The sequence below is a fragment of the Kitasatospora sp. NPDC057542 genome, assembly GCF_042801945.1.
Taxonomy (GTDB): domain Bacteria; phylum Actinomycetota; class Actinomycetes; order Streptomycetales; family Streptomycetaceae; genus Kitasatospora.
Map to the genome: position 1 here is coordinate 1 of NZ_JBHVFE010000008.1, position 20,940 is coordinate 20,940.

The 20,940-nt window shown below is 72.3% G+C and carries 17 protein-coding genes and 1 pseudogene; 6 read left to right on the plus strand and 12 right to left on the minus strand.

The window, feature by feature from the left end; genetic code table 11:
- Positions 1–147: 147 nt before the first annotated feature.
- From pcp to ACFU7Y_RS02245, 8 genes and pseudogenes are all read right to left on the minus strand, one after another.
- Entirely contained in the window at positions 148–831 is a 684-nt protein-coding gene (pcp, locus tag ACFU7Y_RS02210; RefSeq protein WP_224279683.1) for a pyroglutamyl-peptidase I, read from the minus strand.
- Between the two features lie 121 nt (positions 832–952).
- Positions 953–2,131 carry a lactate 2-monooxygenase gene (locus ACFU7Y_RS02215; protein WP_380766111.1) on the minus strand — a complete coding sequence of 393 codons (1,179 nt, stop codon included), beginning with the start codon at positions 2,129–2,131 and terminating at the stop codon, positions 953–955.
- Positions 2,132–2,351: 220 nt separating this feature from the next.
- Positions 2,352–3,566 (minus strand): MFS transporter, encoded by a 1,215-nt coding sequence (locus ACFU7Y_RS02220; RefSeq protein ID WP_380766113.1) that lies wholly within the window; start codon positions 3,564–3,566, stop codon positions 2,352–2,354.
- Positions 3,567–3,650: 84 nt separating this feature from the next.
- The gene (locus ACFU7Y_RS02225) at positions 3,651–4,139 is read right to left on the minus strand and encodes a hypothetical protein (protein WP_380766167.1); all 489 of its coding nucleotides are present in this window, start codon (positions 4,137–4,139) and stop codon (positions 3,651–3,653) included.
- 221 nt (positions 4,140–4,360) lie between these two features.
- A pseudogene (locus ACFU7Y_RS02230) lies at positions 4,361–4,495 on the minus strand (MerR family DNA-binding transcriptional regulator); the annotation flags it as partial.
- The gene (locus ACFU7Y_RS02235) at positions 4,456–4,806 is read right to left on the minus strand and encodes a hypothetical protein (RefSeq protein WP_224279677.1); all 351 of its coding nucleotides are present in this window, start codon (positions 4,804–4,806) and stop codon (positions 4,456–4,458) included. The gene ACFU7Y_RS02235 and the pseudogene ACFU7Y_RS02230, both read right to left, overlap by 40 nt.
- Positions 4,770–5,129 (minus strand): alpha/beta fold hydrolase, encoded by a 360-nt coding sequence (locus tag ACFU7Y_RS02240; protein WP_380766116.1) that lies wholly within the window; start codon positions 5,127–5,129, stop codon positions 4,770–4,772. Before ACFU7Y_RS02240 ends, ACFU7Y_RS02235 begins: the two co-directional genes overlap by 37 nt.
- A gap of 67 nt (positions 5,130–5,196) precedes the next feature.
- On the minus strand, positions 5,197–6,162 hold the full coding sequence (locus ACFU7Y_RS02245; RefSeq protein WP_380766118.1) for a GlxA family transcriptional regulator: 966 nt from the start codon (positions 6,160–6,162) through the stop codon (positions 5,197–5,199).
- Positions 6,163–6,265: 103 nt separating this feature from the next.
- On the opposite strand from ACFU7Y_RS02245, the gene ACFU7Y_RS02250 reads away from it, so the two are divergent.
- The 5 genes from ACFU7Y_RS02250 (at position 6,266) to ACFU7Y_RS02270 (ending at position 11,033) form a co-directional block, all read left to right on the plus strand.
- Positions 6,266–6,907, plus strand: coding sequence for an HD domain-containing protein (locus ACFU7Y_RS02250; protein WP_224279664.1), 642 nt, complete (start codon positions 6,266–6,268; stop codon positions 6,905–6,907).
- Positions 6,908–7,168: 261 nt separating this feature from the next.
- Positions 7,169–8,554 (plus strand): DUF2079 domain-containing protein, encoded by a 1,386-nt coding sequence (locus tag ACFU7Y_RS02255; protein WP_380766120.1) that lies wholly within the window; start codon positions 7,169–7,171, stop codon positions 8,552–8,554.
- 60 nt (positions 8,555–8,614) lie between these two features.
- Positions 8,615–9,052 carry a GntR family transcriptional regulator gene (locus tag ACFU7Y_RS02260; RefSeq protein ID WP_224279659.1) on the plus strand — a complete coding sequence of 146 codons (438 nt, stop codon included), beginning with the start codon at positions 8,615–8,617 and terminating at the stop codon, positions 9,050–9,052.
- A gap of 41 nt (positions 9,053–9,093) precedes the next feature.
- The gene (locus ACFU7Y_RS02265; RefSeq protein ID WP_224279650.1) at positions 9,094–10,044 is read left to right on the plus strand and encodes an ABC transporter ATP-binding protein; all 951 of its coding nucleotides are present in this window, start codon (positions 9,094–9,096) and stop codon (positions 10,042–10,044) included.
- Positions 10,041–11,033 (plus strand): ABC transporter permease, encoded by a 993-nt coding sequence (locus ACFU7Y_RS02270; protein ID WP_224279648.1) that lies wholly within the window; start codon positions 10,041–10,043, stop codon positions 11,031–11,033. Before ACFU7Y_RS02265 ends, ACFU7Y_RS02270 begins: the two co-directional genes overlap by 4 nt.
- A 9-nt stretch (positions 11,034–11,042) precedes the next feature.
- On the opposite strand, the gene ACFU7Y_RS02275 is transcribed toward ACFU7Y_RS02270, so the two are convergent.
- Together ACFU7Y_RS02275 and ACFU7Y_RS02280 are read right to left on the minus strand one after the other, a co-directional pair.
- Complete coding sequence (locus tag ACFU7Y_RS02275; RefSeq protein WP_380766122.1) at positions 11,043–15,698, minus strand: caspase family protein; 4,656 nt, start codon at positions 15,696–15,698, stop codon at positions 11,043–11,045.
- A gap of 19 nt (positions 15,699–15,717) precedes the next feature.
- The gene (locus ACFU7Y_RS02280; protein WP_224279645.1) at positions 15,718–16,602 is read right to left on the minus strand and encodes a hypothetical protein; all 885 of its coding nucleotides are present in this window, start codon (positions 16,600–16,602) and stop codon (positions 15,718–15,720) included.
- Between the two features lie 166 nt (positions 16,603–16,768).
- Here ACFU7Y_RS02280 and ACFU7Y_RS02285 point away from each other — a divergent pair, with 166 nt between their 5' ends.
- A complete protein-coding gene (locus ACFU7Y_RS02285) occupies positions 16,769–18,949 on the plus strand; it encodes a DEAD/DEAH box helicase (RefSeq protein ID WP_380766124.1) in 2,181 nt (726 codons plus the stop codon).
- Here the strand turns inward: ACFU7Y_RS02285 and ACFU7Y_RS02290 are convergent.
- Positions 18,922–19,578 carry a response regulator transcription factor gene (locus ACFU7Y_RS02290; protein ID WP_224279641.1) on the minus strand — a complete coding sequence of 219 codons (657 nt, stop codon included), beginning with the start codon at positions 19,576–19,578 and terminating at the stop codon, positions 18,922–18,924. The genes ACFU7Y_RS02285 and ACFU7Y_RS02290 overlap by 28 nt on opposite strands.
- On the minus strand, positions 19,566–20,858 hold the full coding sequence (locus ACFU7Y_RS02295; RefSeq protein ID WP_380766125.1) for a sensor domain-containing protein: 1,293 nt from the start codon (positions 20,856–20,858) through the stop codon (positions 19,566–19,568). The genes ACFU7Y_RS02290 and ACFU7Y_RS02295 overlap by 13 nt, the downstream gene beginning before the upstream one ends.
- Positions 20,859–20,940: the final 82 nt, after the last annotated feature.

Below are 20,940 nucleotides of genomic sequence, written 5' to 3' on the forward strand. Positions count from 1 at the left end.
TGGTACTGCAGGGGGGACCCTGTGGGAGAGTAGGACGCCGCCGAACAATTCTTCAGAAAGAACCCCCATCCGGGACCCGGATGGGGGTTCTTCGCGTTTTGGGGGACCGACGGGCCGTCACCAGCACCCCGCCCGACGTCTCGGGGGTCAGACGCTCCGGCGGGACAGCCAGGTCCGTCGGCGCGCTGCGGGCGCCGTGCCGACGGGCGGTGAGTGGAGGGCGGCCACGGCGCTGCGGATCAGGATGCGGATGCCCTCGGCCGCCGTCTCCGCCGACATCGACGCGCTCTTCTCCCGGCCGGATGCCTGGCTCGGCAGGTACGGCAGGCGTGCGAACCCGCCGCGCAGCTCCGGGCGTTCGGTGGCGATCAGGTGCGCCAGCCCGTAGAAGACGTGGTTGCAGAGGTGGGTGCCGGCGGTGTGCGAGACGGTGGCCGGGATGCCGGCCTGCTGGACCGCCTCCACGCAGGCCTTCACCGGCAGGGAGGAGAAGTACGCGGCCGGGCCGTCCGGCACGACCGGCTGGTCGACCGGCTGGTTGCCCTTCCGGTCGGGCGCCCGGACGGCGTCGTCGAGGTTGATCGCGACCCGCTCGACCGTGAGGTCAGGGCGGTTGCCGCCCTGACCGGTGGCGATGACCAGGTCCGGCTCGAACCGGGCCACCGCCCGGCGCAGTTCGGTGATCGAGTCGCCGAACACCCAGGGCAGCCCGGCGAACTCCAGGGCCACTCCGGCCGGCGGACCGGCGGCGACCAGCCGGCCCGCCTCCAGGGACGAATTCAGGGGATCGCGGCCGAACGGTTCGAAGGCGGTCAGCAGGACGCGGATGATGGCGGACCTCCCAGCGTGCGGGAACGTACGGACCCGATTTGTGCCGTTCGAGCGTAGGGCCGTCCCGAATGCCCCGGCAAGCCCCACCGGTTGCGGGTGGACACCGCGGACTGGTCCCGCGTCAGGTCCGGCGCAGGGCGCCGTCCGCGCGGAGGGAGGCGAGGGTGGGATAGCCGTCGACGGCCATCAGGAGATCGGCCTCGGCGAGCAGGGAGCGCAGTACGTGGACGATGCCGTCGGTGCCCTCCAGGGCCAGGCCGTAGGCGTACGGGCGGCCCACACCGACGGCGGTCGCGCCGAGGGCGAGTGCCTTGACGACGTCGGCGCCCGAGCGGATGCCGGAGTCGAAGAGGACGGGCAGACCGTCGGCGGCCGCGACCACGTCGGGGAGCAGGTCGAGGGCGGCCAGGCCGCCGTTGGCCTGGCGGCCGCCGTGGTTGGAGCAGTAGATGCCGTCGACGCCGCCGTCCCTGGCACGGCGCACGTCCTCGGGGTGGCAGATGCCCTTGAGGAGGATCGGCAGGTCGGTGAGCGAGCGCAGCCAGGGCAGGTCGTCCCAGGTCAGTGGGTTGCAGAAGACGCCTGCCCACTCCAGGACGGCCGCCTGAAGGTCCTCCTCCGGCGCCTTGGCGAGGCGGGCGCGGAACACCGGGTCGGAGGTGTAGTTGGCCAGGCAGTGGCCGCGCAGCTGCGGGAAGTTGGCGGTGGCCAGGTCGCGCGGGCGCCAGCCGGTGACCCAGGTGTCCAGGGTGACGACGATGCCCCGGTAGCCCGCGGCCTCCGCCCGGTGCACCAGGCTCTCGGCCAGCGCCCGGTCGGTGGGGGTGTAGAGCTGGAAGAAGCCGGGGGTGTCGCCGAACTCGGCGGCCACCTGCTCCAGCGGATCGACCGTCAGCGTGGAGGCGACCATCGGCACGCCGGTCCGGGCGGCGGCGCGGGCGCTGGCCAGGTCCCCGTGGCCGTCCTGCGCGCACAGGCCGATCACCCCGATCGGCGCCATGAACAGCGGGGTCGGCAGTCGCAGGCCGAACAGCTCCACCGACAGGTCCCGCGTGCTCGCGCCGACCATCATCCGCGGCACCAGGCCCCACCGCCCGAAGGCGGCGACGTTCGCACGCTGGGTGGACTCGTCGCCCGCCCCGCCCGCGACGTAGGAGAGGATCGAGGGCGACAGCGCCGTGCTCGCCCGCGCCTCCAGTTCGGCGAAGGTCATCGGCATCGTCGGCAGCACGCCGTCGAGTCCGTGCAGGTAGATCTCGTTCTGGTAGTCGCCGAACCGCCCGTGGAACGTCTGGTCCATCCCGCTCGCCGTCCTTCCGCCCTCGGCCGCCCGGGACCGTCCCGGCCGGCGGCGCCGCCTGCCCGCCCCGCTGTTGGGCGGCCGGGCCGACGGCACCCCGGCATTCTCACCACGGACGGTGCGGACGGCCAGAGCCCGGCCGCAGGTGTGTCAGGGCGCCGACCGGGTGAGGGCCTTGGCCGGCCCACGGGTGCCAACCGTGTCACGGCGTCGGGTCGCGTCACGGCGCCGGCTCGGGCCGGATCCGGTGGCCGTACCGCCACACGGCGGCCGCGGCGAGCAGGGCGACCGTCCCGCCGAGCAGCATGACGGTGCCGGGGGAGGAGTGGTCCACCACCACGCCGCCGGTCAGCGCGCCGGTCGAGAAGGCGGCCTGGAACGCCGAGGTGAACACCACGCCGGCGCCCTCCGGGGCGTGCGGGGCCGCGGCGAGGAACCAGGTGAGGGAGCAGACCGGGACGGCGCCGTACGCCACGCCCCAGAGCGTCAGCAGGATGGCGGCGCCCGGACCACCGGTGCCCAGTAGCGGCAGCAGCAGCGCCGCGCCGGCCAGCAGGAGGGCCGCCGCACCGAACACCGGCCGCAGTGCCCCGGCCGCCCGGCCGCCGGCCAGGACGTTGCCGAGCAGCCCGGCGGCGCCGTAGACGAGGAGCAGGGCGGTGATCAGGCCGGTGCCGGCGTGGGTGGTGTCGGTGAGGAAGGGGGTGACGTAGGTGTAGCTGCCGAAGTGGGCCGGCACGATCAGGAAGGTCACGGCGATGCCGGTACGGGTGCCCCGTCCGGCCAGCAGGCCGCGCAGCACGCCCAGCCCGGTGACGGTCAGCGGGGGCAGCGGCGGCAGCGACCGCAGGAGGGCGACCAGGGCGAGCAGGGTCAGCGCGGCCATCGCGAGGAAGGCGGCCCGCCAGCCGGCCAGCGAGCCGAGGAACACCCCCGCCGGTACGCCGAGCACCGAGCCGAGCGGGACGGCGGAGAAGATCAGCGTGTTGGCCCGGGCCTGCCGGTGCTCGGGGACGAGGCGCGGGGCGAGCCCGGAACCGATCGACCAGAACGCCCCGATGACCAGCCCGAGGGCGATCCGGGCGGTCAGCACCGCCCAGTAGGCGGGGGCGAACGCGCTGAGCAGGTCCGCGAGGGTGAGGACCAGCAGCAGTGCGCAGAGCATGGTCCGCCGGTCCGCGCGCCTGGTCGCGACGGTCACCACGGGTGCGGCCACCGCGGCGACGATGCCCGGCAGGGTCATCATCAGCCCGGCCGTGCCGGCGGAGATCCGGAAGGTGGCGCCGATCGGGGTCAGCAGGCCGATCGGAAGGATCTCGGTGGTGACGATGGAGAAGACGCCGGTCGTCACGGCGAGGACGGCGAGCGTGCCGCCGCCCCGGGGGCGGCGCTTCGGGGCGGGCGGTGCGGGGTTGAGGGTGGTGCCGGTCGGCATGCCGGAGGTCCTGTCGGTGGGCGGCGGGTGTGTGACCCGAAGTCCACCAAGCCGACCGGGGGTTGGGCTGGCGTGAATCAGACGTCAACGCTTCCGTGCCGGGCCGGCGGTCCGGCGCTGCTCGACGGGGCGGCGCGATCCGGCGGTCCCGCGGGGTGCGGTGGAGCGGCGTGGTTCGGCGGGGCTGCACTGTTCGGCGGGGCTGCACTGCTGGGCGAGGCGGCGCTGCTGGGCGAGGTGGGCGAGCACGTCGAGGATGCGCTGCCAGGTCGGCGAGGCCTCGGCGATCCGGGAGAAGATCACCGCCTGGTTCCCGGGCCGGCTGCTGTCCCGCCCGTGGGCGGCCTCCCAGGCGTCCAGGTCGTCGATCAGCCGGTCCACGCGTGGATCGTCCGGTTCCCAGTCGAGCGACTGGTCGCAGAGGAGGAACAGCCGCATCGTCTCGGGGTCGTCGAAGCTGGCGTTCTTCTCCCGGATGCCCTGGCGCATGGCCTCCGGGTCGAGGGCCTGGTGCAGGATCCAGGTGTCGCGTTCGAGTCGTACGGATCGCTCGCTGACCCCGAGCGCGCGCATCCGGTCCAGGATGGCGACCACCTCGGACGGCAGGGCGAGCCGCTCGCCAGGTCGGCGATCCGGCGGCGGTGCTCGGTGAGTTGGTCGATCCGTCGCTCCGGTTCGGCGTCGAGGCCGGTGAGGGCGGCGGCGAACTCCTCGGGTTGTGCGTGCGGCAGCGCGTCGATCCGGGCCAGCGGAACCCCGGCGTCGGCGAGGGGCCTGATCCGGATGAGGTCCACCGCGGCCTGCGCGCTGTAACGGCGGTAGCCGGAGGCGTCGCGCTCGGGCTCGGGCAGCAGTCCGACCTGGTGGTAGTGGCGGACGGTGCGCACGGTCACGCCTGCGGTTGCCGCGAGTCGACTGATCGTGAGCACCGTTCGCTCCGGTTCCGTCGGCGAGTGTGGCCGGGCCGAGTCCAGGCGCGGCCCGCGCGGTCCACGACGTCGCGGACCGCCTGCACCACGGCGTCCACGCGCTCGAAGACGAACTGGCTGTGCCCGGTGTCGGAGAGGATGCGCTGCTCCCCGTTCGAGACCCGGTCCACCATGTCCGCGTACAGCCGCGTCTTGCCGTCGTGCATCGCCTGGAGGAGTTCCTCCGACATCAGCGCCTGCTGGCCGGGGTCGACACCCAGCGGGGTGAGCGCGATCACCGGGACGTCGGGCAGATCCGCTCCCGCGCGCACGCGACCAGGACGTACGGGCCGGGAACGCCGTGGGCACGCAGCAGTGCGTGCAGTTCGGCCGCGACCTCGGTGGCGGTGCGCGGCAGCGCGGCCTCGTCGCTGTAGCCGGTGCCGCCACGGTCGTACACCACGGCGGTGGTGAACTGCGAAACCCCTTGCTGGACACCGAAGTAGTCCAGTCCGATGGCGCTCGCGCCGGGCAGGAGGACGACGGCCGGTCCGCCCGTGCCCTGGCGGTGCAGGTAGAGGCGGCGGCCGTCGATCTCCTGGAACCCGCCGACCGGGGGGTGGAGCGCAGTGGAGGGAGTGCTCTCGTTCGTCATGCGGCAAGCCTCCGACCCTGACGCAGCGTCAAGGTCAAGCGCCTGTCGCGGGGAGCCCGTCGGGTGTTCAGGTGCCCAGGTCGCTGGTGGTGGCGAAGCGGTTGCGGTACTCGGTCGGTGTGGTGCCCAGGCGGCGGGCGAAGGCGCGGCGCAGGGTCTCGTCGCTGCCCAGGCCGCTGAGCCGGGCGGCGGCGGTGACGCCGTGGCCGTCGAGGAGCAGCTGTTGGGCGCGGTCGAGGCGGACGCGCTCGACCCAGCGGGCGGGGGTGGTGTGCAGCTCGGCCTGGAAGAGCCGGGTCAGGTGGCGGGGGCTGACGGCGGCGGTGGCGGCCATCGCGGGCAGGGTGTGCTCGGCGGCCGGGTCGGCGAGGACGGCGTCGGTGAGTGTGCGCAGCAGGTCGCTGCGGGCGGGCGGGGTGGCCAGGGCGGTGGAGAACTGCGACTGGCCGCCCGGGCGCTGCATGAAGACGACCAGCTCGCGGGCGATGGCACGGGCGGTCTCGGCACCGTGGTCGTGTTCGACCAGGGCGAGGGCCAGGTCGATGCCCGCGCTGATGCCGGCGCTGGTGTGGTACCGGCCGTCCCGGATGTGCAGGGCGTCGGGCTCGACCCGCACCCGGGGGTGGCGGAGCGCGAGGGCGGGGGCGTGGCGCCAGTGGGTGGTGGCCCGGCGGTCGTCGAGCAGCCCCAGCGCGGCGAGCACGAACGCGCCGCTGCACACCGAGGCGACCCGCCGCGCCCGCCCGGCGAGGCCGTCCGCGGCGGAGAGCAGGTGCTCGTCGGGGCCCCGGGTGGCGAGGTGGTCGGCTCCGGCGACGACCAGCGTGTCGAGGGGCGCGTCGGCGTCCTGCGGTGCGGCGGTGTCCGCCAGGGCCACGCCGTTGGAGGCCGTGACGGTGCCCCCGCAAGGGGAGACCAGGAGGGTCCCGTACGGGTGGCCGAGCCGGCCGGCCTGGTGGAAGACCTCCAGCGGACCGCTGACGTCGAGCAGCGTCACCCCGTCGAACACGAGGAAGGCGACCTGGCGCGTCATGTCCGAATCCGAGGTACAGGTGTCTGTACGGACATGGCGGCAGCCTACGCCACCGGGCGAGGGTGGAGGAGTCAACCGAACGGCCCCGAAAGCAGAGGAAGTCATGACGAACGAGACGATCGCGGGCGTGCGCATCCCGGACAGCGCCCTGGCCCGTGAGGCGACCGAACTGGTGCGGGAGGCGGCCTCGCCCCTGCTGTTCGACCACTCGCGCCGGGTGTTCCTGTTCGGGGCGCTGCGCGGCGCCGAGCAGGGGCTGGAGTTCGACCCGGAGCTGCTGTACGTCGGCGCGATGTTCCACGACCTCGGCCTCACCGGCCGCTTCGCCCGGACCGACCAGCGGTTCGAGATCGACGGGGCCGACGAGGCCCGCCGCTTCCTGGTGGCCCACGGCATCACCGGCGAGCCGGCGCAGCGGGTCTGGACGGCCATCGCGCTGCACACCACCCCGGAGATCCCGCTGCACATGGCGCCGGAGGTCGCCCTGGTCACCCGGGGGGTGGAGCTGGACGTCCTGGGCATCGGCTACCACGCCCTCACCGAGGAGCAGCGTGCCGCCGTGGTCGCCGCCCATCCGCGGCCCGACTTCAAGAACCGCATCCTGGCGGCGTTCACCGACGGCATCAAGGGCCGCCCGGACACGACCTTCGGCAACGTCAAGGCGGACGTGCTCGCGCACTTCGTGCCCGGTTTCGAGCGCGGCGACTTCGTGGAGGTGATCAGGGGCTCCGACTGGGCGGAGTGAGTCGGATCGAGGGCTCCTGAGGGCACGCCGAAGGCCCGGTCGTCGTCGTCCGACCGGGTTTGACGGCCGCTTCGGGCTTCCACCACCCTTCCACTAATCAAATAGTGAAAGGGTACTTTGCTGATGCCCGCTTCCCCGTCCGCGCCCGCTTCCGCTCCTGCTTCCGATCCCGCCTCCCCGCCCCGAGCCTTTCCTCCCGCGTCGTCCACCCCGCCCGCGTCATCCGCCCGGTTCGCGACCCTCCTCGCCCGCCGCCCTGCCGTGCTCGCCTGGGGCCTGGCGGCCGGGTTCGCCGCGCTGTACGCCTGCGTCGCCGTCAACCGGCACCGGCGTGGCCTCACCAAGGCCTACAACCTGGGCATCTTCGAGCAGGCCGTCCGGGCGTACGCCCACGGGCAGGCGCCGATCGTGCCGCTCAAGGGGCCCGGCTACCACCTGCTCGGGGACCACTTCCACCCGCTGATCGCCGTCCTCGCCCCCGTCTACCGGGCCTTCCCGAGTCCGCTCACCCTCGTGATCGCCCAGGCGCTGCTGATGGCGTCGGCCGTCGTCCCGCTGACCCGCTGGGCCCACGAGGTGGCCGGGCCGCGGGTGGCGCTGCTCGTCGGCTGCGCCACCGGGGCCTCCTGGGGGATCGTCCGGGCGGCGGCCGACGACTTCCACGAGATCGCCTTCGCCGTCCCGCTGCTCGCCTTCGCCGCCACCGCACTGGGCCGGCGCCGACCGCTCGCCGCCGCGCTCTGGTCGCTGCCGCTGCTGCTGGTCAAGGAGGACCTGGGGCTGACCGTGGCCGCCGTCGGCGCCCTGATCGCCTGGCAGGCCCGCCGGGAGCGGCACCGCAGTCCGCTGCCCGGGCTCGCCCTCGCCGCCGTCGGCCTCGCCGCGACCGCGCTCACCGTGCTCGTCGTGCTGCCGGCGTTCAACCCGAGCGGGGGCTTCGACTACTGGCGGCAACTGGACGGCGGCGGGCAGCCCTCGCTCTGGGTGCTGCCGCTGCAGCTCGGCTGGCCGCCGGTCAAGTGGCTGCTGCTGTTCCTGCTCGCCGCCACCGCCGGCTTCGCCGGCGTGCGCTCGCCGCTCCTCCTGCTCTGCGTGCCCACCCTCGCCTGGCGGCTGCTGTCGTCCAACTCGCACTACTGGGGCGTCAGTTACCACTACAGCGCGGTGCTGATGCCGATCGCGCTCGCGGCCCTCGTGGACGTCCTGCGCCGTCTTGACGCGAGTCGTGCCAGGCGCGCGCTCGTCGTCAGCGCCCTGGTGACCGCCGTGACGCTGCCGCTCTACCCGCTGCACGAGGTGGTGATGCCCGAAGCCTGGCGCACCTCGCCCCGGCTCACCGAGACCCGGGCGCTGCTCCGCCGGATACCCGACGACGCCACCGTGGCCGCCTCCAACCGGCTGGCGGCCCAGCTCACCGGCCGGGCGGAGGTCACCCTGGTGTGCCAGGCGCCGGTGGGCCCGGACCGCAGTGGGTGGCCGTCGACCTGCGCGACCCGAGCGTGCAGTCCCCGTGCGCCACCGCCGACACCGCCCGGATGCTGGCCGTCTACCGGGAGCGCGGCTACCTGCCGCTGGTCGAGCAGGACGGCCTGCTCCTGCTGCACCGTCCCTGAGAGCCCCCGTAAGGGACCCCCGGGTCCAGCTTGACCCGAGCGCCGCAGTGGGCCACTATTCCACTATTGAACTAGTGAAAGGCTGAAAACGCGGGTGATCGAGTACCGCATCGAGCGGCGCAGCGGCGTCTCCACCTACCAGCAGATCGTGCAGCAGACCAAGCAGGCCCTGAGGCTCGGACTGCTCCAGCCCGGGGACAAGCTGCCGACCGCCCGTGAGGTGGTCGAGCTGACCGCGATCAACCCCAACACCGTGCTGAAGGCCTATCGCGAACTCGAACGCGAAGGGCTGGTCGAACCCCGCCCGGGGCTCGGCACCTTCGTCCGGCGCTCGCTCGCCCGGCCGGAGGCGGCGGCGGACGGGCCGCTGCGCGCGGACCTGGTCGGGTGGGTGGACCAGGCCCGGGGGGCCGGACTGGAGCGCGAGGACATCGCCGCGCTGATGGCCTCCGTCCTGGAGCAGCGTTTCGACACCGGGGTCTCCGGCACCGGGGCCGGCTCCGGAGCCGTGGACTCCGACACCGGGGCCTGAGCCTCCCCGGCAACACCGAACCGAGAACAGTGGGGGACCGGGTGGACGACCCGACGACCACGGCGCCCGCGTCGGCGCCCGTGCTGGGGGCCGCGCAGGAAGCGGGCCTGGAATCTGCCCTGGAGGCCACCGGCCTCGGCAGGAAGTACCAAAGCGGCTGGGCCCTGCGCGACTGCGACGTCACCGTCCCGGCCGGGCGGATCTGCGGCGTGGTGGGGCCCAACGGCGCGGGCAAGAGCACCCTGCTCGCCCTCGCCGCCGGCCAACTCAAGCCCACCGAGGGCCGGTTGCAGGTGCTCGGCGCCACCGCCGGCGCACCCGAGCTGCGCGCCCGGGTCGCCTACGTGCCGCAGGACAAGCCGCTGTACCAGGGCCTCACCGTCGCCGAGACACTGCGGATGGGCCGCGAGCTCAACCCGGTGTGGGACGAGAGCTTGGCCCAACAGATCGTCGAACAGGGCGAGTTGAACACCAGGGCGCGGATCGGTTCGCTCTCCGGCGGCCAGCGCACCCGGGTCTGCCTCGCCCTCGCCCTGGGCAAGCTCCCCGACCTGATGCTGCTCGACGAGCCGATGGCCGACCTCGACCCGCTCGCCCGGCACCAGCTGATGGGCACCCTGATGTCGGCCGCCGCCGAGCGCGGCACCGGCATCGTGCTGTCCTCGCACATCCTCCCCGAACTGGACGGCGTCATCGACCACCTGCTCCTCGTCCAGGGCGGGCGCATCCGGCTGGCCGGCGACCTGGACGAGATCCTCGACGGGCACCGGCTGCTCACCGGGCCGGCCGGTCAGGGTTCCGTGCTCCCGGCCGGGTCCGTGGTCGAGCAGCGCGTCAGCGGCCGCCGGGCCATCGCCCTGGTCCGCACCGACGAACCGGTGGACGGCCCGTGGGAGAGCGAGCGGCCGAGCCTGGAGGACCTGCTGCTCGGCTACCTCCGCGCACCCGCCAAGCCGCACGACCCGAACGACCCGAACGAGGTGGCCGCATGAGCACGACCGTCCTGCCCGACCGCGCCGCCGTTCCGGTCGACTCCGCGGCCCCCGGCCTGCGCGGGCTCTTCTGGCTGGTACTCCGCCAGAACCGGCTCCTCCTCTGGACCTTGGGCACCCTGCTGATCCTGGCGGTCGCCGACCTCCTCTGGATCCACATCGCCTGCAGCCGGATCGTGAGCGACCTGCGCCGGACCGACTGCTACGACCCCGAGACCTGGGACAGGCCCCAGTGCTGGAACCTCCTCCAGCAGATCGACCACCCGAACTTCTGGTACCTCCAGGTCCTCCAGCCCGCCGTCACCGCGCTCCCGCTGCTGATCGGCGTGTTCATCGGCGCCCCGCTGCTGGCCCAGGAGTACGAACGCGGCACCATCCGCCTGATCCGCGCGCAGTCCGTCAGCCCGATCCGCTGGCTGGCCGTCCGCCTCGCCGTCCCCGGCCTCGCCGTCCTGGCCGCCAGCGGCGTGCTCGCCGTGCTGATGACCTGGGTGTGGTGGACGGACATCGTGCACGGCCCGGTCGCCTTCGACCCGCCGTTCCAGTTCTTCACCTACCCGGCCCTCGGCCTCGCCCCGATCGCGTGGTCCCTGTTCGCCCTGATCCTCGGGGTCCTCGTCGGGCAACTCGTCCGCCGCACCCTGCCCGCGATGTTCCTCACCGGCGCCCTCGTCGCCGCCACCCACGGCCTCGTCCTCTGGGCGCGCCCCTCCTTCTATCCGGCCGTGGACCGGGTGGCCGCCCTGCGCACCACCCACCCCACCAACTCCTGGCTTCTCGACCGCGGCGTCGTCCTCCCCGACGGCACCCGCGTCAGCACCAGCAGCTGCGGCTTCAGCTTCAGCACCGACTGCGACGGCGCCACCGCCTCCTGGCTCCGCTACCACCCGGCCGACCACCTCGTCCCCGTCCAACTCGTCGAGGCCGGCATCCTGGTGGCGCTCACGTTGGCCCTGCTGGTCGTGGTCTTCCGTCGCATCCGGGCGTAGGGCGCGACCTCAGGGCTTCTGCAACAGTCGCCGCTGCCAGTACGGGGTGAGGCGGGGCCGGATCAGGACCACGCCCTGCTGGGTGGCGACACCGAGGTCGAGGTGGGGGCTGTGGGGTCGGGCCGCGAGCGAGGTGACGAGAGCGGGGAGGGGGGTCGACCACACCTCCTCGGCATCGGGAAGGGTGAACAGCCTGATCCCGAACTCGTCGCTGATGGCGAGGAGGGAATCGCCGCTCGGGGCCAAGCCCGTCCAGAGGAGCCGGCGCGCCCGGACGGGGAGCTCGCGGGCGGGGGCTCCGGGGTGGGCGGAGTCCCAGATGACGACGGGGGAAAGGACGGTATCGTCGCGACCGAGTCCGGCCATGTATGCCAGGACTGGTTTGCCGGTTTGTGTGTCCGCCCACCTGAGATAATATCCGTGGCCGTTGGTGGCATTTCGAAGTGTGCGGCGGCCGGTCACCTGTCGGTCAGAGTGCACGGCATGGATTTCGCCGCACTCCAGGTCAAGAACGGCTGCGCGACCGTCCGCACCAGCCATGGCGACATAACGAGTTCCGCAATCACCGTGATGCGGTACCAGCGACTTTATTCTGTCCGGCAGGATGATCGGCTTGCCGTGAACCGGTTGTCGAGAGGTTGTGTCCCACAGGTATCCACGTGAAGCAGCGTCGGCGCCGGGCAGATCTTCATGGGTGTAATAGCCGCTTGCTGTAAAATCGCCGGAAGTTGCCGCCTGTCGAACGGCGACAAGCAGCATGGCATGGCCGCTGGGGTCCGAAAATCCAGCGGTAAAGACCATTGTTGAGTCAATATCAATATCCCAAGGGGCGATGTCAATGCCGACTTGAGCCTTGGGGGATGTCGCCGCAAAGATGTGCCCGTTCTCCGGATCGAATCCGACCAGTCGAGTGCCGGGATGTTGGAGAGTCGGTGGGATCAAGTGACACGATGTTTCCCAGGGGGTCATGGCGAGGGTTTCGGGCCGAGTGCATTCAATTGTCCCGTCGGCGTGGAGTTGTTGCCATGAGAAGATTGCCTTGGCGTGAGACTCCTCGGCTGTGTCTATGATTTCCTCGATCTTCCCCAGCAGGTTGAGCGTCCCGTCCTCCCCTTCTGTTTGAGTTCCAAGCTCTGACATGTGCGTGTCGGTCAGATGGTGAGCGACTAGCGGCGTGTGTGTGCTGTGATCCAGCGCATCGTTGTCGACCAACCTGAGGCCATGCCACGAGCCGACGACGAACTCTCGAGAACGGGCGGACCAGCCGTGAATGAGGACCGTTGTCGCCTTGTCGCCCGTTCCTCCCTGGTCGTCCTCGGCGAATCGTTCGACTCGATGGTCGTCGAAAAGCACATGCCACAGTCTGGCAGTGCCGTCGTTGCTGACGGTTAGGACATCCTGTGAGTGGGCGTCGAGTGAGGCAAGTGTGTGGAGGCCGCAGACCGTGCCTTCATGGCCGTGCAAGGCCCTTCCGGCGGATGATCCGTTTTCGCAGTCGACGATGTTTACACTGCCGCCAAAGGATGCGCCGACGGCATATGTGCCACTCGCGCTGGCTGGTGTCAGCGGAGTGAACAGGGAATGGATGTCGACGTCTGTGCCGGCCCTGGTGACCTGGCCGGTTCCGGTTGAATAGATGATGGTGTCTTCCCAGGAAGAGGCTACAAAAGCAACATCGCGAGATTTGAGTCGAACGAATTTGCCGCGGGGTTGGGTATGCGAGTTCCGGTCTGCAGCCACGATCTGAGCCGATCCACAGTCCAAAATCTTCACACATCCGGGACTGCCGGGTCTCCTGCCCGGTTCCCAGATGGCAACTAGTGCAGACCCGAGCTTCCGGGTCGATCGGTTAAGGAGCTTTGGTTTTCGTAGATTGCTCAACAAGACATTTCTGCGCCAACCCTCGTCGGCGGCGTAGGCGATGACCTTCCCGCCTTCGAAGTCGCACACTACGAGATGGGGCGTACCGTTGCCATGCCACACAAGGGCGGCAGTGGTGCTGTTATTCGGCCCCTTGGAGGTGAAAGGTTCCTTCAGTAGTGTCCTGCCTGATGAGTCGATGACGACTACATGATCCTCAGAACGGCAGACCACCACGGAAGTGCCGTTTTTCAATTCGCCGGCATCCAGAATTTCATCGAAGCGTTCACCTCGGATGTGGTGGACGACGGTCTGGTCGCTGACATTCCAGAGCCGCAGATCGCCCAGGTCGTCGAGGGTGACGGCAAGCGGGTGGCCCGTATGAGCGGGCAGCGCCCGCATGCCGCGAATGCGCGAGGGGTGGAGGAGTGTTGCGGAGGCGGCGGGCGTGTCGATCATCCAGACATAGACATCGGACTGCCCAAGGGCGACCGCAAGTACCACACGGTCCTTGTCGGGCAATACGAGGTCGTCGATCTGCCATCGGCCCGTCATCGCCGTGGTTGAGTACGTCCTCTCGTGATGCCGGCCTACGATGCGGTGCGGAGTGACGGGCCTGGCTTCGATCCGGACGCGCTGCACTGACGAAGACAGCTCCTCTGTTCGCCTGGCGAAGGCCATGGCCCCGTTGGATTCGGCTGCGAATGTCAGTAGCGCAGCCCGGTCGGTGTCAGGGGGTCCAACGAGACCCACGAAACGCTCGACCACCATCGCCAGCACCGGATCGCACGAGTGGTGGCGCACGGCCGGAAGCAGCCCGGTCGGGTCGGCGGCCAGGACGAAGGCCGGGTCCTCGACGAGCCCCTGAATCGATCCGGCCGCCGCCGCGTGCGTGGCCAGGTGCTGGCGCACGTACGGCAGCGCCTGTGCCCAGGTCCGGCCGGGTGTCAGGTCGAGCAGGACCTCGACGAACCCCTCCTGCACATCCTGGAGGTCGCGGACCTTGAGAGCACGTTGCCGCAGGTAGTCCGTGAGTTCCTGGTGGTACAGGCGGAAGTGCTTGGTGCCCGACACCTCAGCCCAGGTCAGGTACGACCCGTCCTCCTCCACCAACGCGTCGATGTCCGCCTCCCGCAGTGGGATGCCCGACAGCCGGGAGGCCACCAGCAGCCAGATCCGGCGCGGCAGTCCGTGGCCCTCGCCGAAGGCCAGTGCCGTGAGGAGCGCCATCACCGCCTCGGCACGGTGCTGGGGGATGCGTCGCAGGTAGGCCTCGAAGGCGCCACCGACATCCGACGGGAGGATCTCCGCCCATCCGGGGACAGTCGTGTCCAGCAGCTCCCCGCGCAACAGCGCGCTCGCCGTCATGCGTGCCACCAGGAAGCAGTGCCCAGCGCGCCGGGCGACCTCGGCCGCGATGACGCCGATCCGCTCCTCCAAACCGGCGTACGGCGAACCGGCGTCTCCGAGGATGCGGCGCACGTACTCCGCTGTGCTCGTGTCGTCCGCGTACTCCGCGCTGTCCAGGTCGATGGAGTTGACCTGCTCGCCGATGTGCGGCAGCAGTTCGCGACGCGACCCGACGACCAGTCGCACGCACGGCACGGCGCCGAGCGGACGCAGCAGGTCCCAGGCGATGCGTCGCGCCTCGGCCCGGTCGCCGGCCGGGCCGGCCTCGTCGAGGGAGTCGATCACGACGCGCAGCGGCGCCTGCCGCTTGGCGAGCGCCGTGAGCAGGGCCGCCGGATCAGTCGCTCGGACATCAGCCGCCGCAGCCAGACGCGTTACCAGCGCCTCCAGGCTCTGGTGGCGGGCGTTCGCGGAGGCGTCGGAGTGGCCCTCCAGCACCAAACGCCCCAGCACGGCGGACTTCCCGGAGCCGGGTGAGGCGGTGACGACCAGCGCCCCCTGCCCGCCTTGCCCGTTCATGGCGTCGTAGAGCTGGTTGAGTGCTGTGCGACGGCCCGTGAAGTACGACCCCGGGTCATGGACGTGCTCCACGCCCCGCCCTCGGGGCTCGAAGTGCGAAGAGAGGTCGGACGAGTCGCCCGTCTCCTCCCGCTCGCCGACTTCCGCGCTCGGGTCGTAGCCGGGATTGGGGAAGAACGGTGGCTGTGCGCCCTGGTGGTTCGAGGAGCACGCGGCCCGCTGCCGCGCCCCCGCCGCCAGGAATGCCTGATTGACCTTGGCCGCCACCGCGGAAGGAGAGAGGTACCGCTGGGACGGCCCGTCGCCCGCCGCGCACACCTCGATGAACCCGGACACGAACGCGCCGTCGTCGGCGAGGTCACGGTGACGGGCGGAGGCGAGGACCCAGGTGCCGGCCCCGTTGTCGTCGCCGCGAGGCCGCGACGCGACGATTCCGTCCGTCATGACCTGGATCTCCGTGGAGCCATGAGCGGCATGGCAGGAGTCGATGACGAAGAGGACGTTCCGCAGCGGCGAGGCCGCCAGGATCTCGGCCATGTTCTGCGGCGACAGCCAGGAACGGGGCCGGCTGAACCGGCTGTCGGCGCAGGCGAGACGGTACGGCGCGCCCGGGTTCGGCTGCTCACCGTGGCCGGCGTAGTACACGACCACCACGTCCTCCGCGGTGAGCTCGCCACTCGTGCACCAGTCGGAGAGAGCGTCCTCGAAGTCCGCGGACACCGGGTCGCGCGAGACCTCCGCGAGCACCCGGGTGTAGCCCATCTCCGGAGAGGTGAGGAACTCGGCGACCCGCTCGACGTCGTCGAGGGCGTGCGCGAGGTACGGCAGTTCGCCGGCGCTGTACGTGGACGTACCGGCAGCGATCAGGTAGCGCATGGGGCCGGCCGGTCTCCTTCTACTTCAGCCCTGCGGCGACAGCCCGGCCGGTCTCCACCGCGGTGAGGTAGTGGGTCGCGTCGTGCATGTGGGATCCGTTGTTCACCGGGACATCGGTGACCCGAGGGCCGAAGGCCGGGCGGAGTTCCCGCACGGCGGCGACGATGTCCGTGGCGTCGGCGATGTTGGTCCAGGCCCGGAGCGGCTTGGGCCACCTGGCCTTGCGGTCCAGGGGCTCGGGCCGGAGGCGGTCGAGGACGAGCGCGCCCATGCCGAGGGGCGAGCCCAGGGTGACGAGCATCCGGACGTCCCAGTCGGGGCGGCCTTCCTGGCACAGCGTCTCGTAGGCGACGACGGAGCCCAGCGAGTGGGCCACCACCACCCGGGTGTCCGAGCCGATCTGCGCGGCCAACCGCGCACGGGCCGCTTCGCGGATCCGCTCGTCCTCGAAGTAGCGCGCCAGCTGCTTCAGACTGCCGATCAGCGCCGCATCCAGGACGCCGCGCAGGTACCGGGCGCCGGTGAGCGCGTCGAGGGCTGCGCGGACCCTGCGGATCCTGAGCGACTGGGAGAGGGCCCAGCCGACCGCCCCGCGGGTACCGGTCTCGTCCGGGGCCGGGACGCCGGGGTCCGTCCGGGCGGCCTCCGCCCACCAGGCCATGAGGAGTCGGAACTCCTCCTCGGTCTCGACGTCCGAGGCGTCGTAGTTCGGCTCGGACCCCGCGCGGGTGCCCCGGGGGCGGAACAGGTCACCGTAGAAGGCGACGGCCACGTCCGTCGGCTCGGGGACGGGGCCGCCCGCCAGCCGTGCGCCGCCCATGAGTTCGGGAACGACGTCCCGCGCCAGCGAGTCCTCGCTGAGGTACTGCTTGGCGACACCGTGTACGAAGACGACCTTGGCCATTGTCCGCCCCTCCCTGCCTGGCGAGAGCCTACCGCCGGGCGTCACCGCCGTGGTTCCGTACGGGCAGGGCCGGGTCGGCGGGTGGGATCATGGGGCCCCTGGGTGCACGGAGCGAGACGGGGGTCGGACGGTGGGGGAGCGGCGGCGGGGTGGGCGGCGGCCCGGGGTGGTCCTCGCCGAGGCGGAGCGGTTGCGGGTGGCGGCCGCGGCGGTGGTGGCGGACCACCGGGGGGCCGTGGAGGAGGCGCGGCTGGCGTACGTCGCGTTGCGGGACCGGCTGGTGCGGGAGGAGCTGGGGGCCATCGCGGTGGCTCGGCTCCGGGACGTGACCGAGGGGCGGCTGCGGGTCGGGGCGCTGGAGGCGGCCGGGCTGGGGACGGTACGGCAGGTGGTGGAGGCCTCCGGCTACACGCTCCGGCTGATCCCGGGGGTCGGGGCGCAGACGGCGGCGCAGGCCCTGGCCGCGGCGGGGCAGATCGCCCGGGCCGTCGAGGAGACGGTGGCGGTGCGGCTGGACGTCGAGCAGCAGGACACGATGAGCACCGCGCTGGTCGTGACGCTCCAGCGGCTGGTGGCCGCCGGGCCGGAGGCGCGGCGGGCCAGGGACACCGCGGAGCGGGTCCAGGCCGAGGTCGAGCCCTTGGTGGCGGGCGCGCGGCCGGCCCGGGGGGTGTTGCGCGGGCTGTTCGCCGGGCGGGAGCGGCGGGCGCAGGCGCAGGCGGCGGTCGAGCGGCTGGAGAAGGTGCTGGCCGGGTTCGGGGCGCAGGAGGTCCCGGTGCTGCTCGCCCAGGCCTCGGTCGACCTGCTGCGCCCACCGGTCGACCCGGTCGAGGCGTGGACGGACTTCGAGCTCCGCTCGGCCGACTACTACGGAGTGCTCGGCGGGATCGTCGAGGAGGCCGGCGCCGAACCCTCCGCCGCCGAGGGGTTCCTGCCGGAGGAACTGTCGGACCGGGTACGGGCCGAGCCGCTGGACGACGCCCACTGCCGGGTCTCGCTGCGCGGCTACCAGGCCTTCGGGGCGCGGTTCGCGCTCGCCCAGCGACGGGTGATCATCGGGGACGAGATGGGCCTCGGCAAGACGGTGCAGGCGATCGCCGTGCTGGCGCACCTGCGGGCGCGGGGGAGCACCCACTTCCTGGTGGTCTGCCCGGCCAGTGTCCTGATCAACTGGACCCGGGAGATCGAGTCGCGCAGCACCCTGCGGGCGTTCCGGGTGCACGGCCAGGAGCGGGAGGCGGCGCTCGCCGAGTGGCTCCGGGACGGCGGGGTCGCGGTGGTGACCTTCGACGGGCTGCGCCGTCCGGAGGTCGCGGAGGCGGCGGAGGCGGTCGAGGTCGGGATGGTCGTGGTGGACGAGGCGCACTTCGTCAAGAACCCTGCCACGCAGCGCTCCCGGGCGGTGGCCGCCTGGGCGGAGCGGGTGGAGCGGGTGCTGTTCCTCACCGGGACGCCGATGGAGAACCGGGTGGAGGAGTTCCGCAGCCTGGTGCGGTACCTCCGGCCCGAGCTGATGCCGCTGGCCCAACAGGGTTCGGCGGCCGCCGGGCCGGTGGCCTTCCGCAAGGCGGTCGCCCCGGCGTACCTGCGCCGCAACCAGCGGGACGTGCTCACCGAGCTGCCCGAGGTGGTGCACGTGGACGAGTGGGAGGAGTTCTCGCCGGCCGACCTCGCCGCCTACCGGTCGGCCGTCGCGGCGGGCAACTTCCCGGCGATGCGCCGGGCCGGGTACGCGGACCCGGCGGAGTCGGCCAAGCTGAAGCGGCTGCTGGAGATCGTCCGGGAGGCGGCGGACAGCGGGCTGAAGGTGGTGGTCTTCTCGTTCTTCCGGGACGTCCTGGCGGCCGTTCACATGGCCTTGGAGCAGCGGTCGTTCGGGCCGGTCGACGGCTCCCTGGACTCGGTGCGGCGGCAGGACGTGGTGGACGGGTTCGGCGCCGCGCCCGGGCACGCGGTGCTGCTCTGCCAGATCCAGGCCGGGGGAGTGGGGTTGAACATCCAGGCGGCTTCGGTGGTGATCCTGTGCGAGCCGCAGGTCAAGCCGACCCTGGAGGAGCAGGCGGTGGCGCGGTCGCGCCGGATGGGGCAGGTCCGCCGGGTGCGGGTGCACCGGCTGCTGGCGACGGACAGCGTCGACCAGCGGATGCTGGACCTGCTGCGGGCGAAGGGCCGGCTGTTCGACGACTACGCGCGGCGCAGCGAGGTGGCGGAGTCGACCCCGGAGGCGGTGGACGTGTCGGAGCGGTCGCTGGCGGCGCTGATCGTCGAGGAGGAGCAGCTGCGGTTGGAGGCTTCGGAGGACGGGCGAGCGGCGGAGGGTCACTCGTCCGCGAGCGTGCGCAGGTAGGTGAGGACGGCGCGCACCCGGCGGTGTCCGGTGTCGGGGGTGGGCATGCCGAGCTTGCCGAAGATGCTGCCGATGTGCTTGTTCACCGAACTCTCGGCGAGGAAGAGGAGTCGGGCGATGGCCGGGTTGTTGTGGCCCTCGGCCATCAGGGCGAGCACCTCGCGCTCGCGCGGGGTGAGGGCGGCCAGCGGGTCGGGGCCGGTGCGGTGGGCCATCAGCTGGGAGATGACCTCCGGGTCCATCGCGGTACCGCCCCCGGCGACCCGTCGCAGCGCCTGGAGGAACTCCTCGGTGTGGCCGACCCGGTCCTTGAGCAGGTAGCCGACGCCGGTGGCGCTCTGGGCGAGCAGTTCGCCGGCGTAGGCGCGTTCGACGTACTGGGAGAGGATCAGGACGGGCAGCGCGGGCAGTCGGCGGCGGGCCTCCACGGCGGCGCGCAGGCCCTCGTCGCGGAAGTCCGGCGGCAGCCGGACGTCGACCACGGCGACGTCGGGGCGGTGGTCGAGCAGGGCGGGCAGCAGGTCGTCGCCGTGTTCGACGGTCGCGCACACCTCGTGCCCCTCGCTGTGCAGCAGCAGGACCAGGCCCTCGCGGAGCAGGGCGTTGTCCTCGGCGATCAGGATCCGCACGGGATCTCCACCTCCAGTACGGTCGGGCCCCCGGGCGGGCTGGACAGGCGGGTGGTCCCGTCGAATGCGGCGACCCTCCGGCGCAGGCCGGGCAGCCCGCTGCCGGCGCCCTCGGCGGCGCCGCCCCGGCCGTCGTCCTCGACCCGGACGGCGATGGCGTCGGCGGTGACCCGCAGCCGGACCAGGGCGCTGCGGGCGCCGCTGTGCCGGGCGACGTTGGTGAGCGCCTCGGAGACCACGAAGTAGGCCGCGGCCTCGGCGGCGGCCGGTGCGCGCGGCGGCGGGCCGGCGGATGCGCCGGGGGTGTCCAGCCCGACCCGGGTGGGCACGGCGCAGCGGTCGGCGAGCGACCGTACGGCCTCGGCGAGGCCGCGGTCGGCGAGCAGCGGCGGGTGGATGCCGCGCACCAGGGCGCGCAGCGACTCCAGGGCCTGCTCGGCGACGAGCTGGGTGGAGTCCACCAACTCGGCTGCCTGTTCCGGGCGTCGGTCGAGCGCACGGCGGATCATGCCGAGCCGGAGCGAGACGGCCACCAGGTTGGCCTGGGCGCCGTCGTGCAGGTCCCGTTCGATCCGGCGAAGTTCGGCGGCGTGGGCGTCCAGCGCCTCGGACCGGCTGGTGGTCAGCTCCCGGACGCGCAGGGCGAGCGAGGTGCCGGGCCGGGCGACCAGCAGTCGGCGGGAGGCCCGGGCGTGCAGGTCGGCGATCGCCGGCAGCGCGGCCAGGGCGATCACGGCGTAGCCGACCCCGCCGGCTGCTGCCGCGGTGGCCACCGGCCAGGAGTCGACGGTCAGCAGGATGATCTTCCCGCGCTCGGTCGGCAGGAGCTGCCACCACACCGGCGCGGTCAGCCAGTTGACGGCGTGGCTGCACAGGGTGAGGGCAGCCCCGCACAACACCGTTCCGGCGGTGCCGTGGGTGAGCAGCCACGCCAGGTCCTTGCGGACGGCCGGGTCGCGCACGGACACCCGGTCGCCGTACGGCGTGCTCAGCCGGTCGCCGCCCAGTCGACGGCCGACCTGCCGCCGGTGGAACTCGGCGTAGCGGCGCAGCAGTTGCAGGGCTGGTGGGAGGAGCAGCAGGCCCACACCGACCAGGCAGAGGGCGAGGACGACGAGCAGCAGGCCGAGCGCGACCAGCGCGGCCAGACCGGTGCCGAGGCCGAGGAGGAGATAGCCGGCGGCGGCGGGGGAGCGGCGCACCGCGGACCGGGCGGCGGAGCGCAGGCCCGGGCGGGTGGCGGACCGGACCGTGGACCCGGCAATCCTGGTCGCCCGCACGACTGTTCAGCACCTCCGAGCCTCCGAGCCGACTTTCCGATCACCCTAACACCGGCGGCGGAACCGGCCACGGCCTACAGCC